General features: G+C 63.9%; 12 protein-coding genes. 3 read left to right on the forward strand and 9 right to left on the reverse strand.

Features of this window, described 5'->3' with window-relative positions; translation table 11 throughout:
- The first annotated feature begins 11 nt into the window (after nt 1–11).
- Nucleotides 12–1,064, forward strand: coding sequence for a selenide, water dikinase SelD (gene selD / locus CLU85_RS06775; RefSeq protein ID WP_100409606.1), 1,053 nt, complete (start codon nt 12–14; stop codon nt 1,062–1,064).
- Entirely contained in the window at nt 1,064–2,182 is a 1,119-nt protein-coding gene (gene mnmH / locus CLU85_RS06780; RefSeq protein ID WP_100409607.1) for a tRNA 2-selenouridine(34) synthase MnmH, read from the forward strand. Before selD ends, mnmH begins: the two co-directional genes overlap by 1 nt.
- Here the strand turns inward: mnmH and CLU85_RS06785 are convergent.
- The 7 genes from CLU85_RS06785 to CLU85_RS06815 all read right to left on the reverse strand — a co-directional run bounded on the left by CLU85_RS06785 (nt 2,179) and on the right by CLU85_RS06815 (nt 11,103).
- Entirely contained in the window at nt 2,179–4,524 is a 2,346-nt protein-coding gene (locus tag CLU85_RS06785; protein WP_100409608.1) for a CHASE2 domain-containing protein, read from the reverse strand. The two genes, mnmH and CLU85_RS06785, sit on opposite strands and share 4 nt — an antisense overlap.
- A 62-nt stretch (nt 4,525–4,586) precedes the next feature.
- The gene (locus CLU85_RS06790; protein ID WP_232727751.1) at nt 4,587–6,290 is read right to left on the reverse strand and encodes a FecR domain-containing protein; all 1,704 of its coding nucleotides are present in this window, start codon (nt 6,288–6,290) and stop codon (nt 4,587–4,589) included.
- A gap of 128 nt (nt 6,291–6,418) precedes the next feature.
- A complete protein-coding gene (locus tag CLU85_RS06795; protein ID WP_100409609.1) occupies nt 6,419–7,117 on the reverse strand; it encodes a response regulator transcription factor in 699 nt (232 codons plus the stop codon).
- 151 nt (nt 7,118–7,268) lie between these two features.
- Nucleotides 7,269–8,339, reverse strand: coding sequence for a formylglycine-generating enzyme family protein (locus tag CLU85_RS06800; protein WP_232727752.1), 1,071 nt, complete (start codon nt 8,337–8,339; stop codon nt 7,269–7,271).
- Nucleotides 8,339–8,599, reverse strand: coding sequence for a hypothetical protein (locus tag CLU85_RS06805; RefSeq protein WP_100409611.1), 261 nt, complete (start codon nt 8,597–8,599; stop codon nt 8,339–8,341). Before CLU85_RS06805 ends, CLU85_RS06800 begins: the two co-directional genes overlap by 1 nt.
- Nucleotides 8,600–9,097: 498 nt before the next feature.
- A complete protein-coding gene (locus CLU85_RS06810; protein WP_100409612.1) occupies nt 9,098–10,402 on the reverse strand; it encodes a tryptophan--tRNA ligase in 1,305 nt (434 codons plus the stop codon).
- Nucleotides 10,403–10,434: 32 nt separating this feature from the next.
- Nucleotides 10,435–11,103: a site-2 protease family protein gene (locus CLU85_RS06815; RefSeq protein WP_100409613.1), complete on the reverse strand. Its 669-nt coding sequence runs from the start codon at nt 11,101–11,103 to the stop codon at nt 10,435–10,437.
- Nucleotides 11,104–11,319: 216 nt separating this feature from the next.
- On the opposite strand from CLU85_RS06815, the gene CLU85_RS06820 reads away from it, so the two are divergent.
- Nucleotides 11,320–12,471, forward strand: a complete 1,152-nt coding sequence (locus CLU85_RS06820; RefSeq protein ID WP_100409614.1) for a methyl-accepting chemotaxis protein — start codon at nt 11,320–11,322, stop codon at nt 12,469–12,471.
- 177 nt (nt 12,472–12,648) lie between these two features.
- On the opposite strand, the gene CLU85_RS06825 is transcribed toward CLU85_RS06820, so the two are convergent.
- The gene (locus CLU85_RS06825) at nt 12,649–13,284 is read right to left on the reverse strand and encodes an L-threonylcarbamoyladenylate synthase (protein WP_100409615.1); all 636 of its coding nucleotides are present in this window, start codon (nt 13,282–13,284) and stop codon (nt 12,649–12,651) included.
- A 119-nt stretch (nt 13,285–13,403) separates the two neighbouring features.
- On the reverse strand, nt 13,404–14,261 hold the full coding sequence (locus tag CLU85_RS06830; protein ID WP_100409616.1) for a 3',5'-nucleoside bisphosphate phosphatase: 858 nt from the start codon (nt 14,259–14,261) through the stop codon (nt 13,404–13,406).
- Between the last annotated feature and the right edge of the window lie 147 nt (nt 14,262–14,408).

Below are 14,408 nucleotides of genomic sequence, written 5' to 3' on the forward strand. Positions count from 1 at the left end.
TAGAATCCTGCATGTCCCAAGCCACCCCCACGACGCCTCGTATCCGCCTCACCCAGTACAGCCACGGCGCCGGCTGCGGCTGCAAGATCAGCCCCAAGGTTCTGGATGTGATCCTGGCGGGCAGTGGAGCGCAGCATCTAGACCCCCGGCTTTGGGTGGGCAACACATCGCGGGATGATGCGGCGGTATATGCCCTGGATGACGGGCGCGGCGTAGTGTCTACCACCGATTTCTTCATGCCGATCGTGGACGACCCCTACGATTTCGGGCGCATTGCCGCCACCAACGCCATCAGTGATATCTACGCAATGGGCGCCGATCCTCTGATGGCGATCGCCATTCTGGGATGGCCTGTGAATGTTCTGCCCCCCGAAGTCGCGCGCGAGGTGGTGCGCGGTGGGCGCGCGGTGTGCGACGCAGCTGGGATTCCTCTGGCCGGTGGGCACTCCATCGATGCGCCGGAACCCATTTTTGGTCTGGCGGTGACCGGTGTCGTGGAAAAACGCCACCTCAAGCGCAACGACACGGCCACAGCCGGATGTCGCCTGTATCTGACCAAGCCGTTGGGGATCGGAATCCTGACCACCGCCGAGAAAAAAGCCAAGTTGCGCCCGCAGGACGTGGGTGTTGCGCGTGACTTGATGTGTACGCTGAATAAGCCGGGCAGTCGGTTTGGCAAGCTGGCAGGCGTGATGGCCATGACAGACGTTACCGGTTTCGGTTTGCTGGGGCATCTGGTCGAAATGGCCGAAGGCAGTGGTTTGAGCGCAGTGATTGACTATGCCGCAGTGCCCCGCCTTGCAGGAGTCGGTTACTACATGGACCAAGGTTGTGTACCGGGTGGCACGCTGCGCAACTTCGACAGTTATGGTGAAAAAATTGCACCGTTGACCGATGAGCAAAAGCACCTGCTGTGCGACCCCCAGACCAGCGGCGGGCTTCTGATTGCGGTGAGTCCTGAAGGGGAGTCATCGTTTCTGCAGACGGCTACCGAGCTGGGGCTTGCGCTGGAGCCGATTGGTCAGCTCACCCCGCGACAGACCTTCGCCGTCGAGTTGCGCTGATGGCGACCCAACTGGCGGACTACCGGCACATTTTTTTGAACGATGTGCCCATGATGGATGTGCGCGCGCCTGTGGAGTTTGGGCAGGGCGCCTTTCCAGGAGTGATCAACCTTCCTTTGATGGACGATGGTGAGCGTCAGCAGGTGGGTACCTGCTACAAGCAAAAGGGTCAGAACGCTGCCGTCGCGCTTGGCAATCAGCTGGTTTCAGGAGCCACCAAGCGGGCCCGCATTGAAGCCTGGGCACATTTTGCCCGGGCGCATCCTGTGGGCGCCCTCTATTGTTTTCGTGGGGGGCTGCGGTCCCAGATCGTTCAGCAATGGCTCCAAAACGAGGCGGGCATTGAATACCCACGCGTGATGGGGGGCTACAAGGCCCTGCGCACGTTCCTCATCGAAACCACGCAAGCAGCTGCTTCGCAGTGCGGATTTGTGGTGTTGGGGGGACTGACGGGAACTGGCAAGACCGAGGTGATCTTGCAGTTGGCGAACGGCCTGGACCTGGAGGGACATGCCAACCATCGGGGTTCCAGTTTTGGGCACCGTGTCAGTGCGCAGCCCGTGCAGATTGATTTTGAAAATCGACTGGCCATTGACCTGCTCAAGAAGCGTGACCGTGGATATGGATCTTTTGTGATCGAAGACGAGGGGCGGCACGTGGGCAGCTGTTCTGTACCCCTGGAGCTTCGGCAGCGTCTGGAGCAGGCGCCTCTCGTGTGTCTTGAAGACAGCTTTGATGCCCGGGTGGAGCGCATCCTGCATGACTATGTGGTGCAGCAATGTGCCGACTTTGTGGCGACCCATGGCGAAGTACAGGGCACCGCAATGTTCGGCGCCCGCCTGCAGGAGAGCCTGGGCAAGCTCGCCAAGCGGTTGGGTGGAGACCGCTACCAGGTATTGCGCACAACCATGCAGAACGCATTGCTGCGGCAGCACAGCCACGGAGACCCGTCCCTGCACCGGGACTGGATTGCAGCGGTTATGCGCCACTACTACGATCCGATGTATGCCTATCAGCGACAAAGCCGGGCCGATCGCATCGTGTTTCAGGGCGATCGCAGCGCTGTCATGGACTATCTGCGCGAGTCTGCAAGTGCGGACCCAGTGCCGCTGGGTTAGCCGCTGGGGGTGCCGCCCTGTGGGGTGTCCTTGGGCTGCGGCAGCACCAGTCGGAACTCCGCGCCGCGTCCTACGTCGCTGTCGACCTCCAGTGCTCCGCCGTGGCGTTGCACCACGGTGTGTACCAGCGCCAGACCCAGGCCCACGCCTTCGATGGACGGGTGGCTGCGGTCGTGCAATCTTTGGTATGGCGCGAACACCTGGCCCTGGAGTTCGGGGGCAATGCCGGGCCCCTGGTCACGCACCGACACCACCCAATGGGGCCCGCGTGCAGTGAGGGAGCACTCCACCGTGCCGCCGTCCGGGCTGAATTTGATGGCATTGTTGAGCACGTTGGCCAGGGCGCGGGACAGCAGGGCGCGGTCGCCCAGGAAGGGCGCGGTATCGGGGATGGCTGCGGTGCGCACGTCCACATTGCGGTCGCGGGCCAGGGCCCAGAGGTCGTCGGCGGTTTCCGCCAGCACGGCGACGAGGTCCATGGGCGCAAATCGGTATTCCTGCGCCTGCGCGCTCGCCAGTTGCACGAAGTTTTCTGCCATGCCCAGGGACGCTTGCGCATAACGCTCGATGCGCAGCATCAGCTCTTCGTCGGACATGCGGCCAGGGTAGGCGCGCTGCATCTCCAGCAGCGTGAGGATGGATGCATTGGGCGCGCGGATGTCGTGCGAGATGAAGTTCATGGCCTGGTCACGCTGCTGCAAGGCCCTGCGCATGTCGGTGAGATCCACCAGCGTCAGCAGCCAGCCCGCGTTGGCCAGGTCAGTGAAGGGTTTGCACTGCACCAGCAGGCTTCTGCCTTGCGCGTCGCATCCCTCGCTTTGTTCCGGTATGGAGCGGTGGTGCAGAAGTTCCCGGGTGAGCAATGGCTGATGGGTACCCACCCGCATCAGATCGGCCAGCAGATCCACCACCGACTGGCCCTGCAGTGAGGGCTGTGTCGCGCCACCCAGGTGCTCGCGTGCCGCCATGTTGGCCAGCAGGACCACTCCCTCGGGGTCACAGACGATGCTGGGCGAGGGCAGTTGTTGCAGGCTTTTGCTCACGAAGTGGTGCAGGTCGCGCAGCTGGCGTGATGCGCGTTCGACGGCGTTAATGCGGCGCTCCAGAAAGTCCGCCGAATCGCCCGACCGCTTTCGCATCCGCATCGACAGACCTTCCCGTTGCAGGTTTTCCATTTCCAGGCGCAGAAAATGTGCAGCTGCGCTGAGGCGCCGCCAGCTCCAGAGCGGGTAGGCCAGCACCAGCCCCAGGATGGCCGCCGCCGGTGCAAATTGCAGGCCCAGCCACCCGGGCAGGGAAACGCTCAGCAACAGGGTTGCGATGGCCAGCCCTGCACTGGTCAGCAGTGCGGCCAAGGGGCCGACGAGCAGCAAGGCCAGCAAGGCACAGGCCACGGGGACGAGGTTGAACAGCATGTTGACGGCTAGTGAGGCGGGCGCGATCTGCTCGCCCGACAAGCGTGCATCGAGTACATGGGCTACGACTTCCACCCCGGGCATCAGGCGTGACTGCTGGCTGACCGGCGTGGCAAACATATCGCCCAAGCCCGAGGCGGCTGCACCGACCAGCACATACTTGCCTCGGAACGCATCGGCAGGCACGGTGCCCCGAAGCACGTCGATGTATGAATAGGTGGTGAATTGCGAAGGACCGCTGGCATAGGCGATCAGTGTGGGGCCGGTGCGTTCCCAGGGGCTCCCGTTGGGCACAGATGCTTGTGCGCGGGTGCAGGGGGCCGGGCCGGATTGGCGAGCGTTGGCGACGCACTGCAGGGCCATGCTGAAGTGGGGCCAGGGCGCAGTGGCGGGGCCTTCGTGCAGATACAGGCTGCGCACTACGCCATCGCCGCCCGGGGCTACATGCACGTGTCCCAGGTCGGCGGCAACCTGGGCGAAAGCAGGCCACGGCAGGTCGGTCGTATTGCTGTGGGCCCCGTAGCCACGCCGGAGCACGGGCAGCACTATCCGCCCACTGCGCCGGATGGCATCGGTCAAAAGCAGGTCGTCTTCGGGGTAGTCGAGGTCTGCTTCATTGAACAGCACATCCATGCCGATGACCTTCGGGTTGTGCTCCGATATGCGCGAGATCAGTTCGGCGTGCAGGGCCCGGCGCCAGGGCCATCGGCCAATTGCTGCAATGCTGGGGTCATCGATGGCGACGATCACGATATCCGGGTGTGGGGGGCGTGAAAGCAGGCGCAGCCCGGTGTCTTGCACCAGATGGTTCACGCGGTCCAGACTCTCTGGGGTGCTGAGCCAGGCCACCAGCCCCAAAAGTGCAATGCTCAGAACCATCCACTCCAGGCGGCGCCGTAGGCGGCGGCTGTGCGCGATGTTCTGCATGGTGGTGCGTCAGCCAACGGCGGGAAAACCCGCGCAGGTCTGCGGGGCGGACTCTGCGCGGCTCAAGGGCGACCCACCTGCTCGCCGCCGGAGGTGGACAACGGCAGGCCGGCTCCGGTGCGTAGACCAGACCCCACGCGGATCTTGCGTGGTGGCGAAAAATCGCTTTCCAGGCCACTGGGGTCCAGCACCCGAATGCGTATCAGGTACTCGCCCGCAGGCAAGTTGCTCGCCGTCCATGTGGGTGTCTCAAGCAAGGTGTCCTCGATGACCGTGTTGAAGGCGAGATCCGCAGCGGCAGCCCGTTGCAGCTGGAACCGCTGCCCTGCTTGGGCGGGCCAGTGCAGGTGTACTGTGGGGTCGCCGTCCTGGGCTTGCAGCGCCTGCAGCGACAGCGTGGCCGGGCGGTCTGCCACCGTGAACGGCTGCTGTGGTGCAAAAGGCCCTTGGTCGGCCTGGCCCTCAGGCAATTGCAGCAGGCTGGCAATGCGCCAGAAGTAGGAGCCTGCGGGCAGAGCACCGACAGGAAGTCGACATTCACCCAGGCGCTGTTCGTCCAGCACGGGAGTCGTGAACTTTGCATCGGTGGCCACTTGCACCCGGTACCAGCGTACGCCGGGTACTTCGGTGCATCGCAGTTCCGCTGCGCCACGGGGCACCACGGCGCCCGGAGCGGGGTGTTGGTACAGCGGCGCCACGGGCCGTGTCTTGACGGTGAATGGTTGCACCGTGGGCAGACCGGCGATCCCCGCGTCGTCGATGGCCCGCACTGCCAGGTAGTAACGCCCGTCGTCGAGCACCTTCCAGCGCAATTGCCCGCTGGCGAAGTTGCCATTGCGCACTACCTGGGTGAACTCTGCGTCTGTTGCGACCTGGGCTGCGTAGCGAACTGCACCGGGCGCTGAGGGGATGTCAATGGCGAGGAGTCCTGCGTCTCCCAGTATGGCTGGCATGCCCGAGGTATCAGGGGGCGGCAGAAGGGGGCGTGCTGGGCCCACCGTGCCATCGCTGGTCACCGCCAGGCCCTGTCCCGGCGACAGCAGGGAGGTCGGGGCCGATAGCGATGCGGCGGGCTTGCTGTCGGTATCGCGTCTTGATTGCACCGCCACCGATCCATTGAGCACCGACGCAGTGGTCTGGCCAGAATCGGCCATGACCACACTGAAGTGGGTGCCGCGAACGCTGGTCACAGCGAGTGGGGTGCGAATTTCGAACCGGCGCAGGGGGTCGCTGTTGGGAGGGACGGTCGATTCCATGCCCCCCTCGCGCATCTCCAGCACCGACTGCACGCTGCCTGCACGGCCACGTCGGCGCAATTGTCGCAATTGCAGGTCAGATTGCGCCTGAACCCTGATCACGGTGCCATCGGCCAGTCTGACCGCCACAAAGGATTCAGGGCCGACCTGCAGTTCAGTGCCTTCTTCGAGCTTGCCACCGGGGGTGACGGCTGCTGGCGTGTCGTTGGTGCGGGCCCGCGATGTGACGGTTCCCTGAACAAATTGCACGGTGGCCGACTCGCTGGGCTGCAGGCGTACGGGAATCCAGACCACGGAGCCTGGCTGCAGGCGGCGCGGGTCGGCCACCTTGTTGCGGGCCTGCAATAGCTGCCACTGCCGGGGGGCTGCCAGATAGGCGCGTGCCAGCCCCTCCAGGGTGTCACCTTCTTTGACGAGGTGGGCAATTTCGTCCCCTGCTGGCACTGCGAGGGCTGCTTGCGCACCTCGGCCACCAAACCCTGCGATGGCTGCCAGGGCAAGTGCTGCCACAGTGCATGGAGTCCAGCGGACATGTGGGATCGTAGCTACCAAGTCAAATCTCCTGTGTGTGGCCCGGGACAGCCGCTGTCGTCCACGGCAATTTCTGTGGGGCGTTGGGCCAGTGGCGGCTTGCTGGCTCAGCCTTTGCGCTGGGCTTCGACAGCCTCGAACCGGTAGCCCACGCCATACACCGCCGTGACGATGAAGCCGTTGGCAGGGCGCAGGTCCAACAAGGTGCGCAAACGTGAGATGTGGGTGTCCAGCGAGCGCGAAATGACATCGGCCACCTGGCCCCAGACAATTTCCTTGAGGTGGTCGCGCGACAGCAGTCTGCCCATGTTCTGGAACAGGAACAGCGCGAGGTCGTATTCGCGGTTCTTCAGGTCCACCGGCACACCGTCCATCTCGATGGACCGGGTTTCGGGCAGGAACCGGTAGCGGCCAAACTCCGCCACACTGGCGGCGTTGTCGGGGTATGCGCGGCGCAACAAGGCCGCCACACGCGCGTTGAGTTCTCCGATGCGCACGGGTTTCACCATGAAATCATCGGCCCCGCTTTCCAGTCCCTCGACAATGTCGCGCTCTTCCTGGCGGTTGGTGACAAACAGAATGGGCAGTTGGGCTGCCACGTTTTTGCGCACCCAGCGCACCACCTCGGGCCCCGTGGTGTCGGGCAGGTGCCAGTCCACGATCAGCAGGTCAAAGGTTTCACGGCGCAGCGTGCGCAGCAACTCGGCGCCCGTCAAATGCGTGTGGCAGACATGGCCCATGGCCTCGGTGGCCTGTTTGATCAGATCCAGCTGAAGCGCATCGTCGTCCAGTGCGGCTATGCGCATGGTTCTCCCCGTCGGAAATGCAGTCGCGGATTATTTGCGATATCCCTCGCCGGATCTGCCCCTGCGCTGGCACTTTTCGGGTGTTTTGACATTTGTTGACTCTTTGTGGTCTGCGAGACATGCGCGGCGCTGCCGCCGTTGGGGCGGTTCATCAAGGCGATGGGCCTGGCCGGGCCCCCGGCGGCAGTGCCATTTCGCGCACCAGTCGCATCCCGACCAGTGGGTAGCGTGTCTGTGGTGTGTTCCAGTTGCGATAGCCGCAGCGCGCGTAAAACGACCAGGTGTGCCACGAACCGCCCCGGCGCACCCTGACGCTGCCTTCGGCCGGGCCCTGCGGGTCGTTGCGTGGCGAAGTGGCGTAGTAGCCGTCTTCATGCCAGTCGGCCACCCATTCCCAGGCGTTGCCCAGCATGTCATGCAGGCCAAACGCATTGGGTGTGTAGCTACCCACGGGCGCGGTGAAGGCATGGCCGTCGCTGCCCTCCAGCGCATGCTGTTGCCAGCGGGGCCACAGGGGAGCAGCTTCCTGGTCAAAGGTGTTGGCCACTTGCACCAGGCTTTGCGGATTGTTGCCCTGGGGGTAGAGGGTGTGGGTGCCCGCGCGGCAGGCATATTCCCACTCGGCCTCGGTGGGCAGCCGGTAGGTGTAGCCCTCGGTGTGGCTCAGCCAGCGGGCCAGGGCCTGGGCGTCGTTCCAGGTGATGTTGACGACCGGGTGGTCTGCGCCTTGCGCAAAGCCAGGGTTGCGCCATGAATACTGGGGCGCGCGACCCTCGAAGGCATCGCCCCGCCGTGTGGTGGCTGGGTCGTACCGTGGGTTGTAGCCATATCCGCCGGTGCCGTCGGCCTCGGATTCTGGCCGATAGCCCGACGCCTCGACGAAGCGCTGAAACTGCCCCACCGTGACTTCGTGCTGACCCAGGTAAAACGACTGGCTGATGTTCACCTCGTGCGCGGGCGCCTCGTCAAACAGGTCGGTGAAGCGCTTGGTCTCCAGCAAGGGATAGGTTCTGGCCAGCGTTTCGATGGGTGGTACGCCCCCCATCTGAAATGTGCCGGCTGGCACCTGCACAAACACCATGCCCAGTTGATTGACCCATGTCGGGCCTGAAGGGGGCTCTGCCGGTGGCGCGTGCTGGCACCCTGCGAGCAGCGCGGCCAGGGCCAGAATGGCCACGCCGCTGCCCATAACGCCGGGTGACTCGGGGCGGGATGAAAGCATCAAGGCTTGTCAGGCAATTCGCTCACGCACTCGAAGACCAGGCGCGGGCCGTCGTTTCGCAACAGTTTGGCGTGCAACGCCAATCGCTGGCATTCGCGGCTGGCGGCCGCATAAGCCTGGGAAGTGTCAGGCCCATAGACCGGCACGCTGAAGGTGCGATCACGGCCCGATGCCATGGGGCCGGAGGGGGCGTAGGGGTTGGTGGCGTTGCAACCGGCGAGCAGGGCGAGCACAGAGACTGAGATACACAGCAGCTTCATGGGATTCTCCAGAACAGGTCCAAGCGCCCAGTTTATAAGGCTGCGCCCTCCGTGTTTTTCCGTGTATTCCCGCTGTTCATTCCGGGGAGGGGCACGCCACAGTATGCGCGGTCTGTATTGCGGCTTGAGGCCGACGAAAATCGCGGGATAACGAGCGCGCCAGCACTGGTCACACCAGACGTCTGGCCAGGGTCTGGACAACACGCGCGGGGCCCTCCGGGCGATCGATCTGCCAGCGATGAGAGGCATCTTCCAGCGCGCCACATCGTGCTGGGCCTGTCGGGCTGGAGTTCTGCCCTGGAGGTTCATTGGCACGTTGCAGGCATGCCAGGGCCAGCGCGAGCAGCGCAAACTGTGGGCGCTGGTGCGGTACCAGGATTGAAGTCTTTTTGGCCGGTAGCGCATGTTGCATAAGCGCCATTTGCTACTAATAAGTGAGCAAATAAAAAAGCCCCAGCCATGGGGCCGGGGCTTTGCAGATGAGTGCGTAAGGGCGGGTTAGGCGGCTGCCGCTGCCTCGGCCAGTGCGTGCAGTGCGGCTGTCACCTCGGCGGCTTCCACACCATTTACCGGGGCCAGGCGTGCGGCCAGGGTTTGCAGCGCGGCGCTGTCCTTTTGCAACAAGGCAATGGCCTGGCCTGCCTCCTTGGGGGCATCGAAACCCGTGCTTTGCAGCAGCAAGCGGCCATCGGTGGCCACGAGCTTGAAGTAGAACTTGCCATCCGCTTCGCGGTACTGCTTGAAGGCAGGCAAGGCCGCCTTGGCCGCCTTCACGGGCTTGGCTGCTGTAGTGATCTGCGCCAGGCTGCGCAAGCCCACGGCCGAGCGCAGTTCGCGGATGAACGGCGTGGCCAGCGCACGGGCGCGCTCGGCCCCCGACAGCAGGGTCTGCTCGATGCGGGCGGGGTTGGAGATGAGTTCTTCGTACTGCGCACGCATGGGGGCAATCACCTGGTCCACACGCTCCAGCAGCGCCTGCTTGGCATCGCCCCAGGCAATGCCATCCGCGTAGGCTTTGCGCAGGGTCTCAGTCTCATCGGGCGTGGCAAAGGCCTGATAGATCTGGAACAGTGCCGAGCCTTCAACGTCCTTGGCTTCACCGGGCGCGCGCGAGTCGGTCAGGATGGAGCCGATGAGCTTCTTGAGCTGCTCGCGCGAGCTGAACAGTGGGATGGTGTTGTCGTAGCTCTTGCTCATCTTGCGGCCGTCCAGGCCGGGCAGGGTGGCTACGTGGTCGTCGATGGCGGCCTCGGGCAGCACGAAATGCTCGCCGTAGAGGTGGTTGAAGCTGGCGGCCATGTCGCGTGCCATCTCGATGTGCTGGATCTGGTCGCGGCCCACTGGCACCTTGTGGGCCTTGAACATCAGGATGTCGGCGCCCATGAGCACGGGGTACATGAACAGGCCCGCCGTCACGCCGTCATCGGGCTCGCGCCCGGCGGCGGTGTTCTTGTCCACGCTGGCCTTGTAGGCGTGGGCGCGGTTGAGCACGCCCTTGCCCGTCACGCAGGTCAGCAGCCAGGTCAGCTCTGGGATTTCTGGGATGTCGGACTGGCGGTAGAACGTGACCTGCTCGGGGTTCAGGCCCGCAGCCAGCCAGCTCGCTGCGATCTCCAGCGTGGAGCGCTGGATGCGCGCCGGGTCTTCACACTTGATGAGTGCGTGGTAGTCGGCCAGGAAGTAAAAGCTTTGCACGCCGGGTTGCAGGCTGGCCGCCACCGAAGGGCGAATGGACCCCACAAAATTGCCCAGATGGGGCGTTCCGGTGGTGGTGATGCCGGTGAGAAAACGCGTGATGCTCATGGGACGAAGTCAGCAGAAAAGAGAAAAACGGATCAGCGCACCAGCGCCGTCAGCGGTGTGAGCAGCAGATTGATGGCGGTGTAGCCCACCGCCATGAGTGGGCGCAGCCACAGCGTGCCGACCACCCCGGCGATCACCAGGCCCATCACGATGAAAAAGCCCCAAGGTTCGATGCGGGACACCATGTGCGCCTGCTTCCAGGGCAGCAGTCCCACCAGGATGCGACCACCATCCAGGGGCGGCAGCGGGAACAGGTTGAAGGCCCACATGACCAGGTTGACCATGACACCGGCGCGCGCCATCTCCAGAAAAAAGCGCTCGTCAACGCCAAACCCCACCAAGGACACCAGCACAACGGCCCAGGCCACGGCCTGGATGAAATTGGACGCTGGCCCCGCCAGTGCGACCCACACCATGTGTTTCTTGGGATTGCGCAGGTTGCCAAAATTGACCGGCACTGGTTTGGCATAACCGAACAGAAAGGCCCCCGAGGTGGCGAAGTACAGGAGCAGCGGCATCAGGATGGTGCCGACCGGGTCGATGTGCTTGAAGGGGTTGAGCGTGATGCGCCCCATCATGTACGCCGTGTTGTCGCCAAAGTGGCGCGCAGCGTAGCCATGGGCCGCCTCATGCACGGTGATGGCGAACAGCACCGGCAGGGCGTAGATCAGAACGGTTTGGATGAGATTGGAGGTTTCCACCCCAGGATTGTCTCAGACCGCCCGCAGCACCCGCAGCGATCGGGGTCACCCGCCAGCGGCAAGGCCACGCGATTGTGGGTTGTACGTATGTCGAGGGTGCCCATGGCGGAGCGATCATTGCATTCATCGGGTGATCCCCTCCGGGCACCGCCTAGGGCGGCGGCGCGTACCGGGCGGCCCGCAAAACCACCATAACAGTTCTGGAGACACTGACGAATGTTGAACAACCTGAAGATTGGAACGCGGCTGGTGCTGGCGTTTGGCAGTATGGCGTTGCTGGTGCTGCTGTTGATGGCCGTGGCGCTGTCAGGGATTGGTGGGGCCGAGCAGGCCTTGCAGGGCGGGTCGGCCGCTGGGGTCCAGGCTGCGCAGGCGCATCTGCAGAGCGCAAGGGGGTGGGTTGTGGGCTGCAGCGTGGGGGTGTTCATCCTGGCGGTGCTGGCCGTGATCAGCCTGCGGGCGAGCATTGTGGCGCCGCTTAACCAGGCCATTCTGATTGCCGAAACCGTGGCCTCGGGCGACTTGAGCCAGGAGTTCAGCTCTGACCTGCAGGGCGATTTCGGCCGGCTGCTGGGTGCACTGGGCACCATGGAGGACACGCTGACCGATCTGGTCTCACGCATCAAGCAGGACGCGGATTCGATCAGTACCTCTGCGGCCGACATCGACCATGGCAATGCCGACCTGTCGCGTCGCGCCGAAGACCAGGTGTCGTCGCTGACCCAGACCGCCGCCAGCATGGAACAGCTGACTGCCACCGTGCGCCAAAACGCCGAGCGTGCCAGCTCTGCGAGCAATCTCGCCGTGAAGGCCTCGGCCATCGCCGGGCATGGCGGCACTGTGGTGGGCGATGTGGTGTTGACCATGCAGGCTATCAGCGGCAGCTCGCGCAAGATCGTGGACATCATCCAGGTCATCGAGGGTATCGCCTTCCAGACCAACATCCTGGCCCTGAACGCTGCGGTGGAGGCTGCGCGTGCGGGCGAACAGGGCCGTGGTTTTGCTGTGGTAGCCAGCGAGGTGCGCAGCCTGGCCCAGCGCAGCGCGGTGGCAGCGCGCGAGATCAAGGCACTGATCAGCGCGTCGGTCGAACAGGTCGAAAGTGGTGCCGGCCAGGTGGGACAGGCCGGCACGACCATGGAGGAGATCGTGACCGCCGTGGGTCAGGTGAGCGCCTTGTTGGGCGAAATTTCCATCGCATTGCGCGAACAAAGCGAGGCCATCAGCCATGTGAACCAAGCCGTATCGCACATGGACGGCACCACCCAGGACACGGCTGCGCTGGTGCAAAGCGCCGTTTCCACGGCCACGGCGCTGACGGCCCAGGCCCGTGATTTGGAGCAGGCCGTGGGAGCTTTTCGGTTGTAACACCCCTGAGCAAGGCTACGCCGCTTCTCCCGTAGGCGGTTTTGTCCGGGCCATGGTGCGCCCTTGCGCGGCGGTAGCTGGTGGCGGTGGCGCTTCAGCGCCCAAAGGATCGCCCTGCGCGAAGGCAGAGGCAGGTCGTGCGTCTTGTGAGGGACGCCGCGAACAACGCGCTGCGCTTTACAGTCCCAGCGCCTGCAGGCTGCCCCGGCCTTCGCGCACGACGTCGGGCTCCCCGCCCGCGCCCATGGGGGTCAGATCCACCACCGTGGTGGGCTCCAGTGGGCAGGCACCGGCATCCACCACGGCATCTACCAGCTTTTCATAGCGCTCACGGATTTCCTGTGGGTCGTTCAGCGGTTCGGTCTCGCCCGCCGGGATCAGTGTGGTGGCCAGCAGCGGCGCGCCGTGCAGCTCCAGCAGCAGCTGCAGGCCCTTGCGGTCGGGTACGCGCAGGCCGATGGTCTTGCGCGAGGGGTGGCTCACGCGGCGCGGCACTTCTTTGGTGGCTTCGAGGATGAAGGTGTACGGCCCCGGCGTACCCAGTTTCAACAACCGGTATTGCCGGTTGTCTACGCGGGCATAGTTGGCCAGCTCCGACAGATCGCGGCACAGCAAGGTGAGGTGGTGCTTGTCGTCCACCTGGCGGATGCGGCGCAGGCGGTCTACGGCGTCCTTGTCATCCAGGTGGCAGACCAGTGCGTAGCTGGAGTCGGTGGGCACAGCCACGATGCCGCCTTTTTGCAGCAAGGCAACCGCCTGCTTGAGCAAGCGGGGTTGTGGGTTGTCGGGGTGAACTTCGAAGTACTGGGCCATTGGGAAAAAATCTTAGTTATCCATGGAGCAGCGCGCCAGCGCAGGACATGGGCACCCGCCGGAGGAAGGCGCCAAACAAGGAGCGCCCTGCAGCGATGGCTCCGAAGGCGATACAGGGATCATCGCCAAATTCGGTCGGCCAGCAGCTCCCACACAGGCGTCAACGCTCCGGGCAGCAGGGGCAGGGTACCCAGGTCGGTGTGGGATTCATCGGGGCTGTGGAAATCACTGCCTCGCGAGGCAGCCAAGCCGAACTCTTTTGCCATGGCCGCATAGGTCACATATTCGGCAGCACTGTGGCTGCCCGTGACCACTTCCACCCCGCGCCCGCCATGGGTCTTGAATTCAGAAAACAGCGCAAACTCTTCATTGGCGCTGAATTTGTAGCGTGCAGGATGGGCGATCACGGCCATGCCACCGGCTTCGGTGATCCAGCGCACGGCGTCACCCAGGCTGGCCCAGCGGTGGGGGACATAACCGGGCTTGCCTTCGATGAGGTACTTGCGGAAAACCTCAGAAGTGTCTTTGCACACGCCGCTTTCCACCAGAAAACGTGCGAAATGGGTGCGTGAGATCAGGGCTGGGTTGCCCACAAATTGCAAGGCTCCCTCGTAGGCCCCGTGGATGCCTGCCTGGGCCAGTTGTGCTGCCATGTCCTGGGCCCGTTCGCCGCGCCCGCCACGCGTGGCAGCCAAGCCCTGCGCCAGTTGGGCATTGTCAGGATCAAACCCCAGACCCACGATGTGGACCGTGGTGTCGGCAAACGTGACGGAAATCTCCGTGCCAGTGAGGTAGGCCATGCCCTGCGCACGAGCCGCCGCAGCCGCGCGGTGCTGACCACCAATTTCGTCATGGTCTGTCAGCGCCCACAACTCCACCCCGTTGGCTTTGGCCCGCGCGGCCAAGTCTTCGGGTGTCAGGGTCCCGTCGGAAACAACGGAATGGCAGTGCAGGTCGGCGTTGAGTATGGTCGTCACCGGTTCATTTTAGGGCTTGTACCGATAACATGCCCCATAGAATCAGGGAACACTTGTTACAAGAACTTGACACTTTTACCAATGGGCGTCAGGGTTCGTTGCAGTGACCGATGACTGATTGACGGTTTTCCTTGGGCAATAAACACA

Source organism: Acidovorax sp. 69, assembly GCF_002797445.1.
Taxonomy (GTDB): Bacteria; Pseudomonadota; Gammaproteobacteria; order Burkholderiales; family Burkholderiaceae_C; genus Acidovorax.